This is a genomic window from Pedobacter cryotolerans (assembly GCF_005116475.1).
Taxonomy (GTDB): Bacteria; Bacteroidota; Bacteroidia; order Sphingobacteriales; family Sphingobacteriaceae; genus Pedobacter; species Pedobacter cryotolerans.
Genome location: NZ_SWBO01000004.1, coordinates 207,391 through 225,773, shown reverse-complemented (window position 1 = coordinate 225,773; position 18,383 = coordinate 207,391). Strand labels below are relative to the sequence as shown.

Sequence of the window (18,383 nt, the reverse complement as noted above, 5' to 3'; positions counted from 1 at the left end):
AAGTGTTTTGCGTTTTATACGCCACACGCAAACCGCTAAACAATTTTAACTAAGAAAATACATCAGAATGTCTAAAAACGTATTGCTTTCTTTTAAAGGAAACAAACAGATTGATACCGAAATAAAGCTAACTGGCTCAAAAAGCGAATGTAATAGAGCTTTAATTATCAGCGCTTTAAGTAAAGGAACCGTTAGTGTAGAAAACTTATCAGTTGCTGCTGATACAGTTACGCTTAACAAAGTACTTATTGAGTTGAGAGAAAAAAGTTTAGAGTTTGGAAATGTCTCAAATCTCAAATCTCAAATCTCAAATCTAGTTGACATCGGTCCGGCAGGTACAGCAATGCGATTTTTAACCGCTTTTTTAGCTATTCAGGACGGTAAATTTGTATTAGCCGGTTCTGAAAGAATGAAACAAAGGCCTATTGGGATTTTGGCCGAAGCTTTAAAAAGCATTGGAGGGAATATTTCTTACGAAGAAAAAGAAGGCTTCCCTCCTTTGCAAATTCTTGGTCCATTTAAACAAACAGCTAAAGAGGTAAAAATTAAAGGCGATATCAGTAGTCAGTATATTTCTGCTTTGCTAATGATTGCTCCTTCGCTCCCATTGGGATTAACTTTAGAAATTGAAGGCGAACTCACCTCTAAACCTTATGTAGAAATGACTTTGGCTATGTTGGAGCAAGTTGGTATTAGAAATGATTGGAATGAAAATACCATCACTATAGAACCTCAAACTTTTAATACTGCTAAACTTTACGTAGAACCAGATTGGAGCGCCGCTTCTTATTGGTACTCAATTGCGGCATTGGCTGATGAAGCCAGTATTTTTTTACCAGGATTAAATGGCTACAGCTTACAAGGTGATAGCAAAATCACCGAAATAATGGCAAATTTTGGCATTACCTCTCAATTTAAAGATGGAGGCGTTTTCCTAAAAAAAGAACCTAAAAAGGTAGAACGCAAAATTTTTGACTTAAAAGAATGCCCAGATTTGGCGCAAACTATTGTGGTAATTTGTGCTGTTTTAGGTCAAGATGCTACATTTACTGGCTTAGAAACTTTAAAGATTAAAGAAACTGATCGGGTTTTAGCTTTGCAAACTGAATTGGCTAAAATTGGGGTTAAATTCATCGAAAAAAACTTTAGCTATAAATTAGATTGCTCTGGTTTACATTTCCCAGAAAAAATTACCATCAGTACGTATGAAGACCACAGAATGGCGATGGCTTTTGCACCTTTAGCTTTAAAAATTAAGGAAGTAGAAATTGAAGAAAAACAAGTAGTAGAAAAATCTTATCCTTATTTTTGGGATGATTTGGAGAAGGCAGGGTTTGAAACAAGAGAGATTTGAGAAGTGAGATTTGAGATATGAGAAATCAAATCGTCTAATAATCATAGATTTAAAATAAATTTAATTGAAAAGTTACAAGTCTCATAGCTAACTTCTCAAATCTAACATCTAAAAAAATGGCAGGCAATACATTCGGTAAATTATTTAAAATCACAACCTTTGGCGAATCTCATGGTGTAGCAATTGGCGTAATCATTGATGGTTGTCCGGCTGGATTAACGATTGATATCGATTTTATCCAATCAGAATTAGATAAACGTAAACCTGGCCAATCTAAAATTACCACACAACGTAAAGAGAGTGATATCGTTCAGATTTTATCAGGTACTTTTGAAGGAAAAAGCACAGGCACACCTATCAGTTTGTTAATTCCGAATGAAGACCAACGCAGTAAAGATTACGGTCATAATGTAGATGTTTATCGCCCATCTCATGCAGATTACACCTATGATGCAAAATATGGCATCCGAGACCACCGTGGTGGAGGAAGATCATCTGCTCGTGAAACTGCTGCCCGTGTTGCGGCAGGTGCTATTGCAAAGTTGTTATTAAAAGAAAAAGGAATAGAAATTTTTGCACATGTTACCGCTGTTGGACAAATTAATGCACCTAACTTTAATTCGACTAATTTAGCAGAAGCTTTAGCTATTAGAGAAGAAAATATTGTGCGTTGTGCCGATCCTGCAACGGCTAACCAAATGATAGATTTTATTGATTCAATTAGAAAAGATGGTGATACCGTTGGCGGTAAAATTGGCTGTATCATTAAAAATTGTCCTGTTGGCCTTGGCGAACCAGTTTTTGATAAATTACATGCAGATTTAGGCAAAGCGATGTTAAGTATCAACGCTGTACATGGATTTGAATATGGCTCTGGCTTTGCTGGTAGCGAAATGAGAGGATCTGAACATAACGATCGCCCCATCCCAAACCCTTCCCCAAAGGAGAAGGGCTTAATAACCTTAACCAATTATTCTGGAGGCATACAAGGTGGAATTAGTAACGGAATGGATATTACCTTCATTACTGCTTTTAAGCCTGTTGCAACCATTATGCACAACCAACAAACCATAAATGCTGCTGGCGAAGCTGCCGAAATTAAAGGAAAAGGTAGGCATGACCCTTGTGTAGTACCACGTGCTGTAATTATTGTAGAAGCAATGGCGGCTTTGGTTTTAGCTGACCATTTGTTAAGACAAAGGAGTAATAAAATTTAATTAGTTCAATTGAGAATAAATAGATTTACTTTTTATTAGAAACTGTTTAAATTTCGACCAAATAATTTTCGTAATGCGTAGTCACCCTGAGCGTAGTCGAAGGGTTTATGTAGGGTCTTCGACTACGCTCAGACTGACAGTAATATTTAAATTCTATTTTTAAACAGTTTCTTAGTCTATGAAATTTCTCATCATTTTAATGGCATTTATCAGTTCTAATGTGTTTGCTCAAAGCTACAAAGAGCAAATTGCCAAACATAGAGAAGCTTATAAAGAAGATTTCTTAAAAGAAACACAATCTCCTATAAAAGAAGCCGACTTAAAAAACCTCCAATTTTTTGAGCCAGATAACACTTATAGCATTATAGCTATAGTAAAACTTCTAAAAAACGAAAAGATTTTTAAAATGCCAACTTACGATGGCACAAGCAAAGATTTTATCCGCTATGCGAAAGTTAAGTTTATATTAAATGATAAGCCTTTAGAACTAACGCTGTATAGAAACATTGGTTTAATGGTTAACCCAGCTTATAAAAATTTACTTTTTTTACCTTTTACCGATGAAACAAACACTACTACAACTTATGGTGGCGGAAGATACATCGATTTAGACTTAACTAAAATCAAAAATAAAAAGATAGAAATCGATTTTAACAAAGCTTATAACCCCTATTGTGCTTACAGCGACGGCTATCGTTGTCCTGTACCTCCAAAAGAAAATGATTTAGCTATTGAAATTTTAGCGGGAGAGAAATTATTTACTGGCGAGAAGAAACATCAATAGGTTAAAAACATAAAAAAGGCTTCGATATAATTTCCGAAGCCTTAAATTTTTAATTAAAAACAATATTCATTATTTAAACAATGCAGGAAATTTGGCTGAATTCGCCTCATTCATCATGGCATAAATTGCCTCAATAACATCATCTACAGATGGTTTAGAAAAATAATCTCCATCAGAGCCATACGGCGGACGGTGTGCTTTGGCCGTTAAAGTTTTTGGTTGCGCATCTAATAAATAGTAACCCTGCTGCACTTCTAAAATTTGCTGCAAAATATAAGCAGAGCCTCCACCAGGCACATCTTCATCAACCACTAAAAGCTTGTTAGTTTTAGCTAATGATTTTTTGCAAAGCTGGTCTGTATCAAATGGCAATAAAGTTTGCGGATCAATAATTTCAATTGAAATACCCAACTCTTCTAATTCTTCAGCTGCTTCTTCTACAATACGTAAAGTAGAGCCATAAGTAACTACCGTGAGATCTGTACCTTCTTTAATAATTTCGGCTTTGCCTAATGGCACTGTAAATTCGCCAACATTATCTGGCAGTTTTTCTTTTAAACGATAGCCATTTAAACATTCTATCACCAAAGCTGGTTCATCAGATCTAAAAAGTGTGTTGTACATACCAGCAGCTTGTGTCATGTTACGTGGTACACAAATATGTAAGCCACGTAATGAGCCCAAAATCATACCCATTGGAGAGCCAGAATGCCAAACGCCTTCTAAACGGTGACCTCTTGTACGTACAATTACTGGAGCTTTTTGCCCCGCTTTGGTACGGTATGATAAACTTGCCAAATCATCACTTAAAATATTTAAGGCAAATAATAAATAATCTAAATATTGTATTTCGGCAATTGGTCTTAAACCACGCATGGCTAGTCCAATTCCTTGTCCAACAATAGTCATTTCTCTAATACCAGTATCAGTAACTCTTAAATCGCCAAATTTAGCTTGTAAACCTGCAAAACCTTGGTTTACATCGCCAATGTTTCCTAAATCTTCACCAAAAGCAACTAAACGTTGGTCTCGGCTAAAATTAGCATCAAAACAGGCATTTAACAATTCTCTGCCATCCAACATTTTACTGTCTTCGCTGTAAATTGCAGGTACATTATTCACTAAAAACGGACTTTCTATTCCGTCAGTAAATAATTTAGAACTATATTTTTCTTCGTTAACTTCAACTTGTTTTTGGTACCATTTCAACAAAACATCACGCTCTGCCGATGGCAAATTTACACTTTGGCGTATGGCTTTTCTTGCAGATGAAATCACCTCTCTTCGTAAAGCATCTGGCGTAGAAGCCAATTGAGCAGCAATTTTACTTAAAACCGGATTTCCATTCGCAAAAGCATTGATCATTTGAATAACCTGAGTTTGCTCTTCCTTAATGCTCGATAAAAAATCACTCCAAGCCTCTTTCTGAATTTCTTTCACAAATTTCTTTGCGGTATTTTCTAATTCATCGAGTTCTTCGGCGGTAGCAATAGCCGATTCAATCATCCATTTGCGCATTTGCACAATACAATCGTATTCCTTTTCCCACTCTAAACGGTCTTTTAATTTATATCGCTCATGCGAGCCCGAAGTAGAGTGACCTTGCGGTTGTGTAACCTCAGTAACATGTATCAAAACAGGTACATGCTCTTCTCTACAAACATCAATTGCCTTTTGGTAAGTTTCGCATAAAGCGGGATAATCCCAACCTTTTACTTTAAATATTTCGTAACCGTTTGTACCTTCTTCTCGCTGAAAACCTTTTAAAATTTCAGAAATATCTTCTTTAGTAGTTTGATATTTTGCCGGAACAGAAATACCATAACCATCATCCCAAACTGATATCGCCATTGGCACTTGTAAAACACCCGCAGCATTTATCGATTCGAAGAAAACACCTTCAGAAGTTGACGCATTGCCAATTGTACCAAAAGCAACTTCGTTTCCTTTAACAGAAAAATTCTTTAAATAATCGAGTTCTGGATTTTGCCTAAATAATTTAGAGGCATAAGCCAAACCCACTAAACGAGCCATTTGTCCGCCAGTTGGCGCAATATCCGATGAGCAGTTTTTGATATCAGTTAAATCTTTCCAAGAGCCATCATCATTTAAAGAGCGTGTTGCAAAATGGCAATTCATCTGTCGGCCCGCTGATGAAGGATCTGCTTCTACACTCGGATTTGCATACAATTGGGCAAAAAATTCCTTTATGGTTGTAATTCCAGTTGCAAATGCAAAAGTTTGATCGCGGTAATAACCTGAGCGCCAATCGCCTTTTTTAAAAGCCTTAGCCATTGCTATTTGAGGTACTTCTTTTCCATCGCCAAAAATACCAAACTTGGCTTTTCCGGTAAGCACCTCTCTTCTTCCTAATAAACTTGCTTGACGGCTCTCGTAAGCAATTTTATAGTCGTTTATAACGATCAACTTAAAGTCATTAAAACTCAATTCCGAAGCGTCAATCTGATTGGTGGTAAGCTTGCTGTCTGACTTCATGGGCAAAATTGGTTAGGGCTCAAAGATACAATTCTTTCTAATTATGATGGAATATTCTGTGTAATATAAATATTGGAATACTTTTTGTTTAGCTTTAAAAACATTAAATTTGTTAATATCAATAAGATAACAAACAACATTATAATAAGTTGGGACAATGTTCTTATTGAATTAAATAAAACACAAAAACATGAAAAAGTTAATTTTAGTAGTAGCCTTGGTATTTGGAATTGGAATTGGTGTAAATGCACAAACTAAACCTGCAGAATTTAAGTTCGAGACCGAGACTTATGATTTTGGCAAAATTGCGCTGAATAAAGCGGCAGTTTATACTTTTAATTTTACCAACACTGGTGATGCACCTTTAATTATATCAAATGTAGAAACTACTTGCGGCTGTACAGTGCCCGAATATTCTAAAACTCCAATTAAAAGTGGCGAAAAAGGCTTTGTAAAAGTTACCATTACACCAGTTGGCGCAGCTTTACCATTTAACAAACAAATTACCTTAACCTCAAATGCCCGTCAAACCACTAAGGTTTTAATCATAAGAGGTCAATCGGTAGCTGGTGCTACTAAATAAAAAACAATAACATTTAAAACCTAATCAAAAGATGGTTTTTTTTTATTTTCATTATTATTTTACACTTAAAACCCCAATAATATCACGGGGTTTTTTATTTTTGTGGCATGCCAAAAATATCAGAAAAAGGGGTTCAAATGCCCGCTTCACCTATCAGAAAATTAACCCCATTTGCCGATAAAGCTAAAGCTAGTGGTAAAAAAGTTTATCATTTAAATATCGGTCAGCCAGATATTGCCACACCAGAGGGAATGTTAAACGCTATAAAAAATATTGATTTTGATGTTTGGGCTTATACGCCTTCTGAAGGAACCCTTTCATATAGAAAAAAACTTACTGAATATTATAACAAACTTGGTTACAACATTACGCCAGAAAACATATTGGTTACCGTTGGCGGTTCTGAAGCTATCACCATTGCCATGCAAACTTGCGTTAACGAAGGTGATGAAATTATCATTCCTGAACCTTTTTACGCCAATTACAATGGTTTCGCTTGCATGAGCAACGTAGTTGTTAAACCTATTTTATCTTACATCGAAAATGGCTTCGCTTTACCTCCTATTGCCGAGTTCGAGAAATTAATCACTGATAAAACCAAAGCTATTATTATCTGTAATCCAAATAATCCAACAGGCTATTTATACAGCAGAGAAGAATTAGAAGCATTAAAAGCGCTTTGTTTAAAATACGATTTATTCCTATTCTCTGACGAGGCTTACCGTGAATTCTGTTATGATGGCCGTGAATTTATCTCACCAATGCATTTAGATGGCTTAGAAGAAAACGTAGTAATTATGGATACAGTTTCTAAACGTTATAGTGCTTGTGGTGCTCGTTTAGGCTGTTTAATTACCAAAAACAAGGAAGTTATTGCTTCTGGCTTAAAATTCGCACAAGCGAGATTAAGTCCGGGTATGGTAGAGCAAATTGCTGGTACTGCTGCAGTTGATACGCCTGATAGCTATTTTGAAGAGGTAAACAAAGAATATACTTTACGCCGTGATACTTTGGTGGGTAGATTAAATAATATTGATGGTGTTTTTTGTCCTAACCCAGGTGGCGCATTTTATGTAGTAGCAAAATTCCCGATTGATGACGCCGATGCTTTTTGTCAATGGATGTTAGAAAGTTTTGAGCACAACGGATCGACAGTAATGATGGCACCAGCAACAGGTTTCTACTCGAGCGCTGGTTCTGGCAAAAACGAAGTTCGTATGGCTTACGTTTTAAATACTGATGATTTAAATGCAGCTATGGATTGTTTGGAGGTAGCTTTGGCGCAATATCCGGGCAGAAAGGTTTAAGTTAAAGATTAAATAAAAGTTTGATAAAATCTATTATAAATTACAAAAGACCCATTCTCAAAAGGATGGGTCTTTTATTTTGTGGAGCCGAAGGGGTTCGAACCCTTGTCCAGTTGTGTGATAAATTATGCCTTCTTCATGCTTATTTTCCAATTAGTTGTCGGGATCAGTCGGGCTGGAAACCGACCTTAACTTTCTCCTTAGATACTTTGTTTCGCGATGATGCCGTACCCTCATCAAAGCTAGCATTGTTATTATGATGCCTCTATTACTAACCTAACATTGCAGCAGTTAGCGAGACAAAAGCTTACGTAATTCTAAATTAGGCAGCTAAGGCGTAGTTATTTTCGCCAATTATTGTTTTGAACGTTCTCTTTAAAGTGCTCTCCGTACAACGCACTGCATGCTAACATACTTAGCTCCACCCTGTCAAATCCAAAACGGCCCCATGTCAGTTTTCAGTTAACAGTTTATAGTTTACAATTGTCGAACACAACCGCAAACAAACTCATAACCGAACCACAAATGTACAAATAAAATGCCAAAATTAGGTTAAGCCAAATTGGCAAAAACTAAGAAATGTTGATTTAATTGTTATTTTGAAAAGGAAATTCAGTAATCCTTTTGAGATTTCAGTCCCGCCCTCGCTTCAATCTTTTTGTTTTAATCAAACTTACGAAGTCTCTTGCCAGCGCTTTAAAAGACTTCGTAAGTTTAAAACAAAAAGTATTTCTCGCTAAGTCGGGTTTACAATTAAAGCAAAATGGTATTGGTAAAATTAATATGCTGCGAATTATATTTCTTCTATGGGCTGGTGTCCCACCTGCCGAAACCACATATTATTTCTGTCGGTGAGACACCGACCGATAGGTCAATATGCTGTGAATTATATTTCTTCTATCGGCTGGTGTCTCCACCCGCCGAAACCAAATTTTATTTATTTCGGTAACACACCGACCGATAAGTCAATCTTTTTGTCTTAATAAAACTTACGAAGTCTCTTGCCTGCGCTTTAAAAGACTTCGTAAGTTTAAAACAAAAAGTATTTCTCGCTAAGTCGGGTTTACAATTAAAGCAAAATGGTATTGGTAAAATTAATATGCTGTAAATTATATTTCTTCTATGGGCTGGTGTCCCACCTGCCGAAACCACATATATATTTTGCTCTGAAAGAAACTTATTGGTATTCCAATAATTTTTATTATAAACATAATCAGTAAAATCAATAATAAACAAAAGATACTTTTACATAAACAAAATTGCTAATTATAATTAGTATTTATTACATTACACATAGATTTTAAATAGAAAACAGAAGATGTCCCATTTAATTGATAATAGCACAAATATTAGCAATCTAAATCATATAATGACTAAGGTTGGTGAACTAGAAGTTGTAGATAGCAAATCTATTCAAGTAAATGATGACTATCCACTGACTTTGTTTATAGAGGATCTTTCCTTAAAGTTTGTATTTATTACAGATAGTAATTTTGAGGGTTATAAGACACAACTAATTACCATTACAGACAAAGATGTAGAATTGCGTTTAATAAACTTTACTTCCATACAACCAATAGGTTCTATGAAGCCTTTAAGGTTTGGCTCGGCATTTAATAGACATTGGTATTTCAATTTTAATGCATCTACACTAGATATAAGTAATGGGTTGAGAATAATCAATTATTCAATATTATTAGGAGAAAATGTATGAGTTTTATAAACATTGAGAATGAAAATATTTCACCTCCAAAAAGAACAAGAGCTAAGATTACAAATAACCATGACGATATTCCAATATCTATGGGCACAGTGCAGAAAACTATTGGAACTGGAGATAATGCTAAAAATTCCATTGTTTACTTAACAATTAAATGGGCGTTTATTTCTGCAACGATTGTGAGTTGTTTAATAGTGGCAAATGGATGGTTATTTAGGGAAAACGAAAAAATTCCAGACTTTACTGAAGATATTCAAACTGTATGGAAAATAGTTATACCAATTATAACTTTGGCATTAGGCTATGCATTTGGAAGACATGAAAATAGAGTTAAGTAAATATCTAACTTCATTTTTCTAATACGCATAATTTTTTTAGCTTAATCCAAACCTATAAATTCTCCCTCCACTTCACCCCTACTTTAAAAACCTCCTTATTCACCCAACAATTCTCATCATGAGCACCTGGCAAATAACCAATACTCATTAAAAATTCGTTTACAATTTCTCCGCCAGTAAATTTAAAAGTCATTTTAAACAGCTTAACCCACTCGGCTTTGGTTTTAGGATGATGATGGTCTAACCATTTTTCGAAAGAACCAAATTCTTGCTGCAGCAATACTATTGTTTTTGCGTTTTCAATGGCTGCGTTAATTTTCAATCGGTTGCGGATAATGCCCGAATCGTTTAGTAATCTTTCTCTATCCACTTCGGTAAAGGCCGCTACTTTTTTAATATTGAAATTGGCATAAGCATCTCTAAATGATTGCTGCTTTTTTAAAATCAACTCCCAACTTAAACCCGCTTGGTTAATTTCTAATACCAATCTGCAAAAAAGTTCATTGTCATTGTGTATGGGGAAACCATATTGAAAATCGTGATAGGCTTTGTGTAAAGCTTTTCTTTCTTCGGGCATTGTTTCAATTACAGTGCAATATGACATTTAGCGTTTGTTTTTGCTAATGTAGCAATTTCATTAAAAAATAATTTGGTTATCTTAGAAGCTGTCTTAATTTCATTAATTTTTATACACCTTGTCAGGTTGAGCAGCTTGTATGCTGAAGCTGATTTTCAAAAGACCATAAGTTAAAAATCTTCGACTACGCTCAGACTGACATACTAAAAATTTAATTAAATAAATGAACCAAACCACTCATCAAAAAGCAGAAGATCAAATTTCATCCAAAAGATTGAAAGCAATTTTTGGTGGCTCAATTGGCAATTTAGTAGAATGGTACGATTGGTACGCATATTCGGCCTTTGCGATTTACTTTTCAGCTTCATTTTTCCCGAAAGGAAATACAACTGTGCAATTATTAAATACAGCAGGGATTTTTGCTTTAGGATTTTTAATGAGGCCTTTGGGTGGTTATATCTTTGGTCGTTTGGCAGATCGAATTGGTCGTAAAAAATCGATGATGTTTTCGGTATTGCTGATGTCTTTCGGTTCATTACTAATTGCTTTTATCCCAACCTACCAAACCATTGGAATTGTAGCTCCTATCCTATTATTAACTGCTAGATTATTGCAAGGCTTAAGTGTGGGCGGCGAGTATGGCGTTTCGGCAACCTACTTAAGCGAAATGGCCTCAAAAAACCGTAGAGGTTTCTACTCTAGTTTTCAATATGTAACGCTAATTGGTGGTCAGCTGTTGGCATTGGGCATTCAATTGATTTTACAAAAAGTACTACTTACCGATGCGCAAATGCATGATTGGGGTTGGCGAATTCCTTTTGTTGTTGGCGCAATATTGGCTATTGTAGCACTTTACCTCAGAAAAAACCTGCAAGAAACAGAGGCCTTCGAAAGTCAAAAAAATCACTCATCTGATAAAAAAGGAACCATAAAAGCTTTGCTTAAACACCCAAAAGCGGTGATTAAAGTGGTTGGTTTAACATTAGGTGGCACTTTGGCTTTCTACACCTACACCACTTACATGCAAAAGTTTTTGGTAAATACCATGAGCATGAGCAAAGAAGATTCTACCTTAATGTCTTTCGCTACGTTATTCATTTTTGCTTGTCTGCAGCCTGTTTTTGGAGCATTGTCTGATAAAATTGGTAGAAAACCTTTACTTATTGGTTTTGGAGTTTTGGGCACCGTTTGCACAGTTCCATTACTCACCATTTTAAGTACAACTACTTCTCAATGGCAAGCATTTTTACTACTAATGTTTGCTTTGATTATTGTAAGCGGTTATACCAGCATCAACGCTATTGTAAAGGCAGAACTTTTTCCGGCAGAAATTAGGGCTTTAGGGGTGGGCTTGCCCTATGCATTAACTGTTGCTATTTTTGGCGGCAGTGCAGAATACATCGCCCTATGGCTAAAAGATATGGGCCAAGAAAATTATTATTATTGGTACATCACAGCCTGTATTTTTATCTCTCTGATAGTTTACATTAGTATGAAAGACACTAAAATTAAATCTGAATTAGATAAAGATCTAATCAATAAACCATAATTTATGGAATTTGTACAAAAATTCCATCTCCATACAAAACTTGCTTATGAAATCTATTTTACGCCTCCTAGCGCTCATCATTTTATGTGTAGTATATAATTTAACTGGTTTTGCGCAAAATTATACTGTACATGATTTTTACAAAGTAGATTCTATTGCAAAAGAAGCGCAACCAAAAGATGCTTTAGCATTAATAAACAAGATTAATTTACAGGCCAGAACCGATGGCAATTCAGCATTGCTAATTAAATCTGTTATTTATAGAATGATGTTTCAAAGTTATTTGGAAGAAAACGCATTCGACAAAATTTTAATCGACCTAAGAAAAGACATTAGTACGGCTAAACAACCAGAAAAGAGCATTTTACAATCTTTATTGGCAGAAAGTTATTGGAAATTTTACCAACAAAACCAATGGAAAATTATACAAAGAACAAACGTACAAGGCAACATTGGCGATGATATCAATACTTGGTCTACCAGAAAATTAATTGAAGAAATTACCAAAACATATTTAGCATCGCTTAGTGAACCTGAACTTTTACAACAAACCAAAGTAGATTTTTTAGATCATGTTTTGGCGGGAGATAAATACAACAGAAATTTTAGACCAACACTTTACGATTTATTGGCTCACCGAGCAATTGATGTTTTTACAAATACGCAAATTGCACTTACGCAAGCAGAAGAAGAAAGCTTAAATTTTAACGATCCGATTTGGTTTGCAGAGCGAAATGTGTTTTTAAATATTCAACTTCCAAAAAATGATAGTTCGTCATTTTACATCAGTACGTTACAAATTTTTAAAAACCTACTAAAAATTAAACCTAGCAATGAAATGGCATCAGCCGATGCAGATTTGAGAAGATTAAAGTTTATTTCGCTTAGAAACGATGATAAACAACAGTATTTTAAAGCGTTAGAAACACTAGCCAACCAAACAAAAAACAATGAGGTTTATGCGGATATTTTATTCGAACAAGCATCACTTTACAAAAATAATTTACTACCTGATAGCTTAAACCAACACTTAATAAAAGCAGTTAATTTAGCAAATAAAGCAGTTATAGCTTACCCAAAAAGTATTGGTGCACAAAATGCATCGAACATGATTTTGGGAATTAAATACCCAGAATTAGGTTTACAAACTAAAGCTAACATAGAACCACATAAAGCTGCTCAACTGTTAATAACTTATAAAAATTTGGATACGGTATACTTTAAACTTTATAAAAGACCAATTGACGAACAAACCGAAGCTGAACTTGACAATAAGGAAGATCTCTTTAAATTTTTAACTCAAAATAAACATCTCAAAAAATGGCTTATTGTTGTGCCTAATTCTAAAGATTTTAGATCACATACTTTGGTTACAAAAATTGATGGTTTGGATTTTGGTAAATATCTATTAATTGCTCAAAACACCAACAGCAACGAAAGCAGTAAAATTATTAATTACACAAACTTTACAGTAACCAATTTAGCTGTTACCGATAGATTATTAGCCAATAACTTGCATGAATATTTTGTAGCAAATAATACAACAGGTGCTGCAGTTAAAGAGGCAAAAATTCAGCAAAGAAAATATAACAATAAAGGTGTATTTATCAATTCGCAGCTATTAATAACAAACGAATTAGGTTATGCTACAACTAATGAAACACAAGGCATTTCGAACGCTATTGTTTATCAAAATAAAGATAGTTTAAACGTTAATATTAGCAATTACAATTATCGAACTAACAAAGATGAGGAGGATCAAAAGGTTATTTTATTTACCGATAGACCAATTTACAGACCCGGACAAACCATTTTTTACAAAGGGCTTTTTATAGGTTACAAAAACGATAAAAATACAATCCTGCCAGGAGAAGAAATAGACATTACTTTTGAAGATGTAAATGGTAAAGAAATTGAAGAAAAAACGCTAAAAACTAATGAATTTGGCACTTTTCAAGGCTCTTTTGTTATCCCTATGGGTAAACTAAACGGACAAATGGAATTGCAAACCGCTTACGGTAGCATTAAAGTACAAGTAGAAGAATATAAAAGACCAACTTTTGAAGTAGCTTTCGATGAACTTAACCGAAAGTATAAATTAAACGATAGTGTTAGCGTAAGTGGTAAGGCTATGGCTTTTGCAGGTTATTCGGTTAACAGCGCCAAAGTTTCTTATAAAATATTTCGCAGAGCGCTATACGATTATAGGATTAATTATTATGATAACAATTTCATTTATGGAAGCAGTATTTACAACAGACAACAAATTGCTTTTGGCAATACTATTACTAAGGACGGCGGTAAATGGGATTTTAATTTTTTAGCTAAAACACCTAATGAAAAGTTCAATTTTGCTTTTGATATAGAGATAACTATAACCGATTTAAATGGTGAAACTAGAACCAAATCAACATCAATTAACATTGGTAAAAAAGATATGGCTTTATCAGTTGCTAATGATCAAATTATCTTCTTAACTAGCAAGGAGACTAAAATTCCTTTTCACGTTAGCAATTTAAATAACGTTCCAATTAATGCTACTTTAACTGCCGAATGGTTTTTATTAGAAACTCCAAATCGATTGACTAATAAAAGTCCGTTTTACGCAGAAAATTATACTTATAGTAAAGATGAATTTATTAAAATTTTCCCTACAGATGATTATAATAATGAATTTGATTTAGCGAAATGGTCAATTTCTAAAAATCAGCTTAACCAAAACAGCAACGCTGATAAAGGAAAAGGAGCTTTTATTGTTAATCACAAAGATTTAATTGCGGGATATTACAAAGTAAAATTTACTGCAAAAAATGAAGCAAATGATACGCTAAATATTGAAAAATATGTAATTGTTTACACAGAAAAACCAGCAATAATTAAAACAAACACAGAATGGATTGTTGCTGAAACCAATTTGATTGAACCGAATGAAAGTGCAGTTTTTAGATTGGCCGGCTTAACACCAAATAGCTTAGCCTTTTACGAAATTTATTACAAAAACAATATTGTAGAAAAGGTATGGGTAAAAATTTCGCCTAAGCAAACCATTATTAAAATTCCAGCTAAAGCAAACTTCGAAGATGCTTTTGCAGTACAATTTACCATGATAAGCAATGGTACAACCTACAATTCTTTGCAAAATATTTACATCAACAACCTTAGCAAACAGCTAGATGTTAAGTTTTTAACTTTTAGAGATAAATTACAACCTGGCGAAAAAGAAAGTTGGAAATTACAGATTAGTAATAAAAATGGCGAAAGAGAAATGGCCGAGATGGTAGCTACTCTTTACGATGCTTCTTTAAACGATTTTAGGCAAATGAGTTGGAGCCAAAATTTGCGAAATACTTATAATTATCAAACCTATGTTTGGAGATTTAACAATAATCAACTTGCTCATAGCAACGAATTTTGGTTTACAAGAAACCATCCCTATTATGGTGTTAAAGTAAGGCAATATGAAACACTAAACCTGTTTGGTTACAACTATTACGGTGGTAATAATTACAACTACAGAAATTACCTTCAAAATATACAAAACAGACCAATGAAAGGATTATCGGCCGCTGCCGAAGTTAAACTTAAAGAACTGGAAAATGACAAAGTTTTACATGGTGTTGTGTTTGATAACCAAGGTTATGTAGTACCTGGAGCGATAGTAAAATTTGGCAAAATAAGCACCAGCACAAATTACTTAGGCATTTATACCATTAATGCAAAAGCAGGCGACGAATTAACCATAACCAGTTTAGGCTACAAAATATTAAAACAAAAAGTTGGACAAAAGAAAAGGTTAGATTTTAGGTTGTTTCCTGATGGTAACGCACTAAATGAAGTGGTAGTTACTGGTTATGGTGCTCCTATGAAAAAACAGAGTATAACTGGAGCTGTGAGTTCTGTTCAAGCCCAAGAAATTAAAATAAGAGGTACCAATAGTTTACCAGCAAAACAGGCTGGGCTAAAAACTGAAGCAGTTGTAGTAGAAGATAACACTGTTTACAATTTCATGAGTATGGAAAGTTACGACCCTAAAACTGGAATTGAAATGGTCAATGGGAAACCCATTTATAGAAAATCGACCATAATACCCCGTACCAACTTCAACGAAACCGCTTTCTTTTATCCTCAATTAAAAACGAATGAAAACGGCGAAATCAATATCGAATTTACCATACCACAATCATTAACTCGCTACAAAATGATGGGTTTTGCCCACACCAAAGATTTAAAAACTGCAACTGTTACAAACGAATTAATTACCCAAAAACAATTGTCTATTTCGGCAAATGCACCACGCTTTTTCCGCGAAGGCGATACCATTTTATTTAGTGCTAAACTTAATAACCTTTCTGGTAAAAGTTTAAAAGGCGATGCTTTATTAGAATTAAAAAATGCCTTAACAGGAAAACCAATTCAAATTTTAGCACTTAACGAAAATTTAAATCAAAACTTCGAGCTTGAAAATGATGGCAATAGCGTTTTAAAATGGAACTTGATTATCCCGACAGGAATTAGTGCAGTTACTTATAAAATTGTAGCACAAAGCGGAAAATTTAGCGATGGCGAAGAAATGACTATTCCGGTTTTACCAAATACCATGTTGGTAACAGAGAGTATGCCGATTAACGTTAGAGCTAATACCAGCAAAACGTTTACGATGGATAAACTGTTGAACTCAGGTTCATCTACTACTTTACGCAATCAGGCATTAACATTCGAATTTACGGCTAACCCTGTTTGGTATGCCATACAAGCACTACCCTACTTAATGGAATATCCTTACGAATGTGCAGAGCAAACTTTTAGTCGTTTTTATGCCAATAGTTTTGCAACTGGTATTATCAATAGTTCACCAAAAATTGCTGACGTTTTTAAACAATGGCAAAGCACCAACAATGGCGAAGCACTTCTATCAAACTTGGAGAAAAACCCTGAACTAAAATCAATTTTATTAGAAGAAACACCTTGGGTTAGAAATGCCAATAACGAAACTGAACGTAAAAAAAGATTAGCTAATTTATTCGACTTAAACAGAATGACTTATGAATTGAAAAGCAATTTCGAAAAGTTAGAAAAAATGCAGTACGCCGATGGTTCTTTTCCGTGGTTTACAGGCATGGAAGGCAATAGATACATTACTCAACATATTGTTTTAGGCATTGGTCAGCTCAAAAAGCTAAAATTAATTGACGAAAAAGCTTATCCAAACCTGAATATTGTGCTCAATAAAGCGATTATTTATTTAGACAAGCAGTTGGTTAACGATTACAAAAATGAACTATCTGGAAAGCGATTTGGTTACTTACAATTACATTATCTTTTTGCGAGAAGTTATACAAACCAGATTAACAAAAACACTGATTTTACTAAAGCAAAAGAATACTACACCAATAAAATAGCAACAAACTGGAAAACATTCGACAGCTATCAATTGGCACAAACTGCTTTAGTTTTACACCGAAATGGAAATAAAATAGAACCAGCTAAAATTATTACCCTACTAAAACAAACTGCACAGCAAAGCGATGAAATGGGTATGTACTGGTCTAAAAATACAAGTGGATGGTGGTGGTATCAAAATCCGATAGAAACCCAGTCTTTATTAATTGAAGCATTCGACGAAGTGGCTTCGGATAATAAAGCAGTTGAGGAAATGAAAATTTGGTTGCTTAAAAATAAACAAACCAACGATTGGAAAACTACCAAAGCTACCGCTGCCGCTTGTTATGCGCTTTTAATGAAGGGTTACGATATTTTATCAGAAAATAAAGACCCAGAAATTAAAATAGGAAACCAAACTATTGCACAATTAGGCTTTGCAAATTCGCCAAAAGAAGCTGGTACTGGTTATCAAAAAATAAATATTAACGGAGCCGATATAAAACCAGAAATGGCAAAGGTTGAAATTAAAAATAATAATAAAAGTATTGGTTGGGGCGCTTTATACTGGCAATATTTCGAACAATTAGATAAAATTACACCTGCAAATACTGGCGTTAAAATTAAGAAACAGCTATTTATACAAAATACTACCGTAAAAGGAAATTTGTTAACACCATTAACACCAACAAACGTATTAAAACCTGGCGATTTGCTAAAAGTACGCATCGAAATTTACAGCGATAGAGACATGGAATACATACATTTAAAAGACATGCGCTCTTCTAGTTTTGAGCCTGTTAATGTAATTTCTCGTTACAAATATCAAGATGGTTTAGGGTATTATGAAAGTACAAAAGATGCAAGTACAAACTTTTTCATCAGCTATTTACGTAAAGGAACTTATGTTTTTGAATACGAATTGAGGGTAACGCATAGTGGTAATTTTAGCAATGGCATTACTACGCTACAAAGTATGTATGCGCCCGAATTTACAACAAATAGTGAAGGAGTAAGAGTTATGGTGAAGTAAAATACTCATTTATTGGTATTGAATTAACTTAAAAAGAGGACTAGTT

General features: G+C 34.4%; 11 protein-coding genes and 1 other RNA gene. 9 read left to right on the top strand and 3 right to left on the bottom strand.

Annotated features, from left to right (window positions below; all coding sequences use genetic code 11):
• Positions 1–67: 67 nt before the first annotated feature.
• From aroA to FA045_RS08835, 3 genes are all read left to right on the top strand, one after another.
• The gene (aroA, locus tag FA045_RS08845) at positions 68–1,354 is read left to right on the top strand and encodes a 3-phosphoshikimate 1-carboxyvinyltransferase (RefSeq protein ID WP_136876623.1); all 1,287 of its coding nucleotides are present in this window, start codon (positions 68–70) and stop codon (positions 1,352–1,354) included.
• A 116-nt stretch (positions 1,355–1,470) separates the two neighbouring features.
• Positions 1,471–2,571 (top strand): chorismate synthase, encoded by a 1,101-nt coding sequence (aroC, locus tag FA045_RS08840; protein ID WP_136876621.1) that lies wholly within the window; start codon positions 1,471–1,473, stop codon positions 2,569–2,571.
• 178 nt (positions 2,572–2,749) lie between these two features.
• The gene (locus FA045_RS08835; RefSeq protein WP_136876619.1) at positions 2,750–3,355 is read left to right on the top strand and encodes a DUF1684 domain-containing protein; all 606 of its coding nucleotides are present in this window, start codon (positions 2,750–2,752) and stop codon (positions 3,353–3,355) included.
• Between the two features lie 69 nt (positions 3,356–3,424).
• On the opposite strand, the gene FA045_RS08830 is transcribed toward FA045_RS08835, so the two are convergent.
• Positions 3,425–5,851, bottom strand: a complete 2,427-nt coding sequence (locus FA045_RS08830) for an alpha-ketoacid dehydrogenase subunit alpha/beta (protein WP_136876617.1) — start codon at positions 5,849–5,851, stop codon at positions 3,425–3,427.
• A 190-nt stretch (positions 5,852–6,041) separates the two neighbouring features.
• On the opposite strand from FA045_RS08830, the gene FA045_RS08825 reads away from it, so the two are divergent.
• A complete protein-coding gene (locus FA045_RS08825; protein WP_136876615.1) occupies positions 6,042–6,434 on the top strand; it encodes a DUF1573 domain-containing protein in 393 nt (130 codons plus the stop codon).
• 107 nt (positions 6,435–6,541) lie between these two features.
• Complete coding sequence (locus FA045_RS08820) at positions 6,542–7,741, top strand: pyridoxal phosphate-dependent aminotransferase (RefSeq protein ID WP_136876613.1); 1,200 nt, start codon at positions 6,542–6,544, stop codon at positions 7,739–7,741.
• A gap of 79 nt (positions 7,742–7,820) precedes the next feature.
• On the opposite strand, the gene ssrA is transcribed toward FA045_RS08820, so the two are convergent.
• Positions 7,821–8,189, bottom strand: a transfer-messenger RNA (tmRNA) gene (ssrA, locus tag FA045_RS08815).
• Positions 8,190–9,110: 921 nt separating this feature from the next.
• On the opposite strand from ssrA, the gene FA045_RS08810 reads away from it, so the two are divergent.
• Entirely contained in the window at positions 9,111–9,455 is a 345-nt protein-coding gene (locus FA045_RS08810) for a DUF6864 domain-containing function (RefSeq protein WP_136876611.1), read from the top strand.
• Positions 9,452–9,799 (top strand): hypothetical protein, encoded by a 348-nt coding sequence (locus FA045_RS08805; protein ID WP_136876609.1) that lies wholly within the window; start codon positions 9,452–9,454, stop codon positions 9,797–9,799. The genes FA045_RS08810 and FA045_RS08805 overlap by 4 nt, the downstream gene beginning before the upstream one ends.
• Positions 9,800–9,851: 52 nt before the next feature.
• Here FA045_RS08805 and FA045_RS08800 read toward each other — a convergent pair whose 3' ends face one another.
• Entirely contained in the window at positions 9,852–10,403 is a 552-nt protein-coding gene (locus FA045_RS08800; RefSeq protein ID WP_136876607.1) for a DNA-3-methyladenine glycosylase I, read from the bottom strand.
• 196 nt (positions 10,404–10,599) lie between these two features.
• Between FA045_RS08800 and FA045_RS08795 the strand changes: the two genes are divergently transcribed.
• Positions 10,600–11,925, top strand: a complete 1,326-nt coding sequence (locus FA045_RS08795; protein ID WP_136876605.1) for an MFS transporter — start codon at positions 10,600–10,602, stop codon at positions 11,923–11,925.
• A 46-nt stretch (positions 11,926–11,971) separates the two neighbouring features.
• Entirely contained in the window at positions 11,972–18,337 is a 6,366-nt protein-coding gene (locus FA045_RS08790) for an alpha-2-macroglobulin family protein (protein ID WP_136876603.1), read from the top strand.
• Positions 18,338–18,383: the final 46 nt, after the last annotated feature.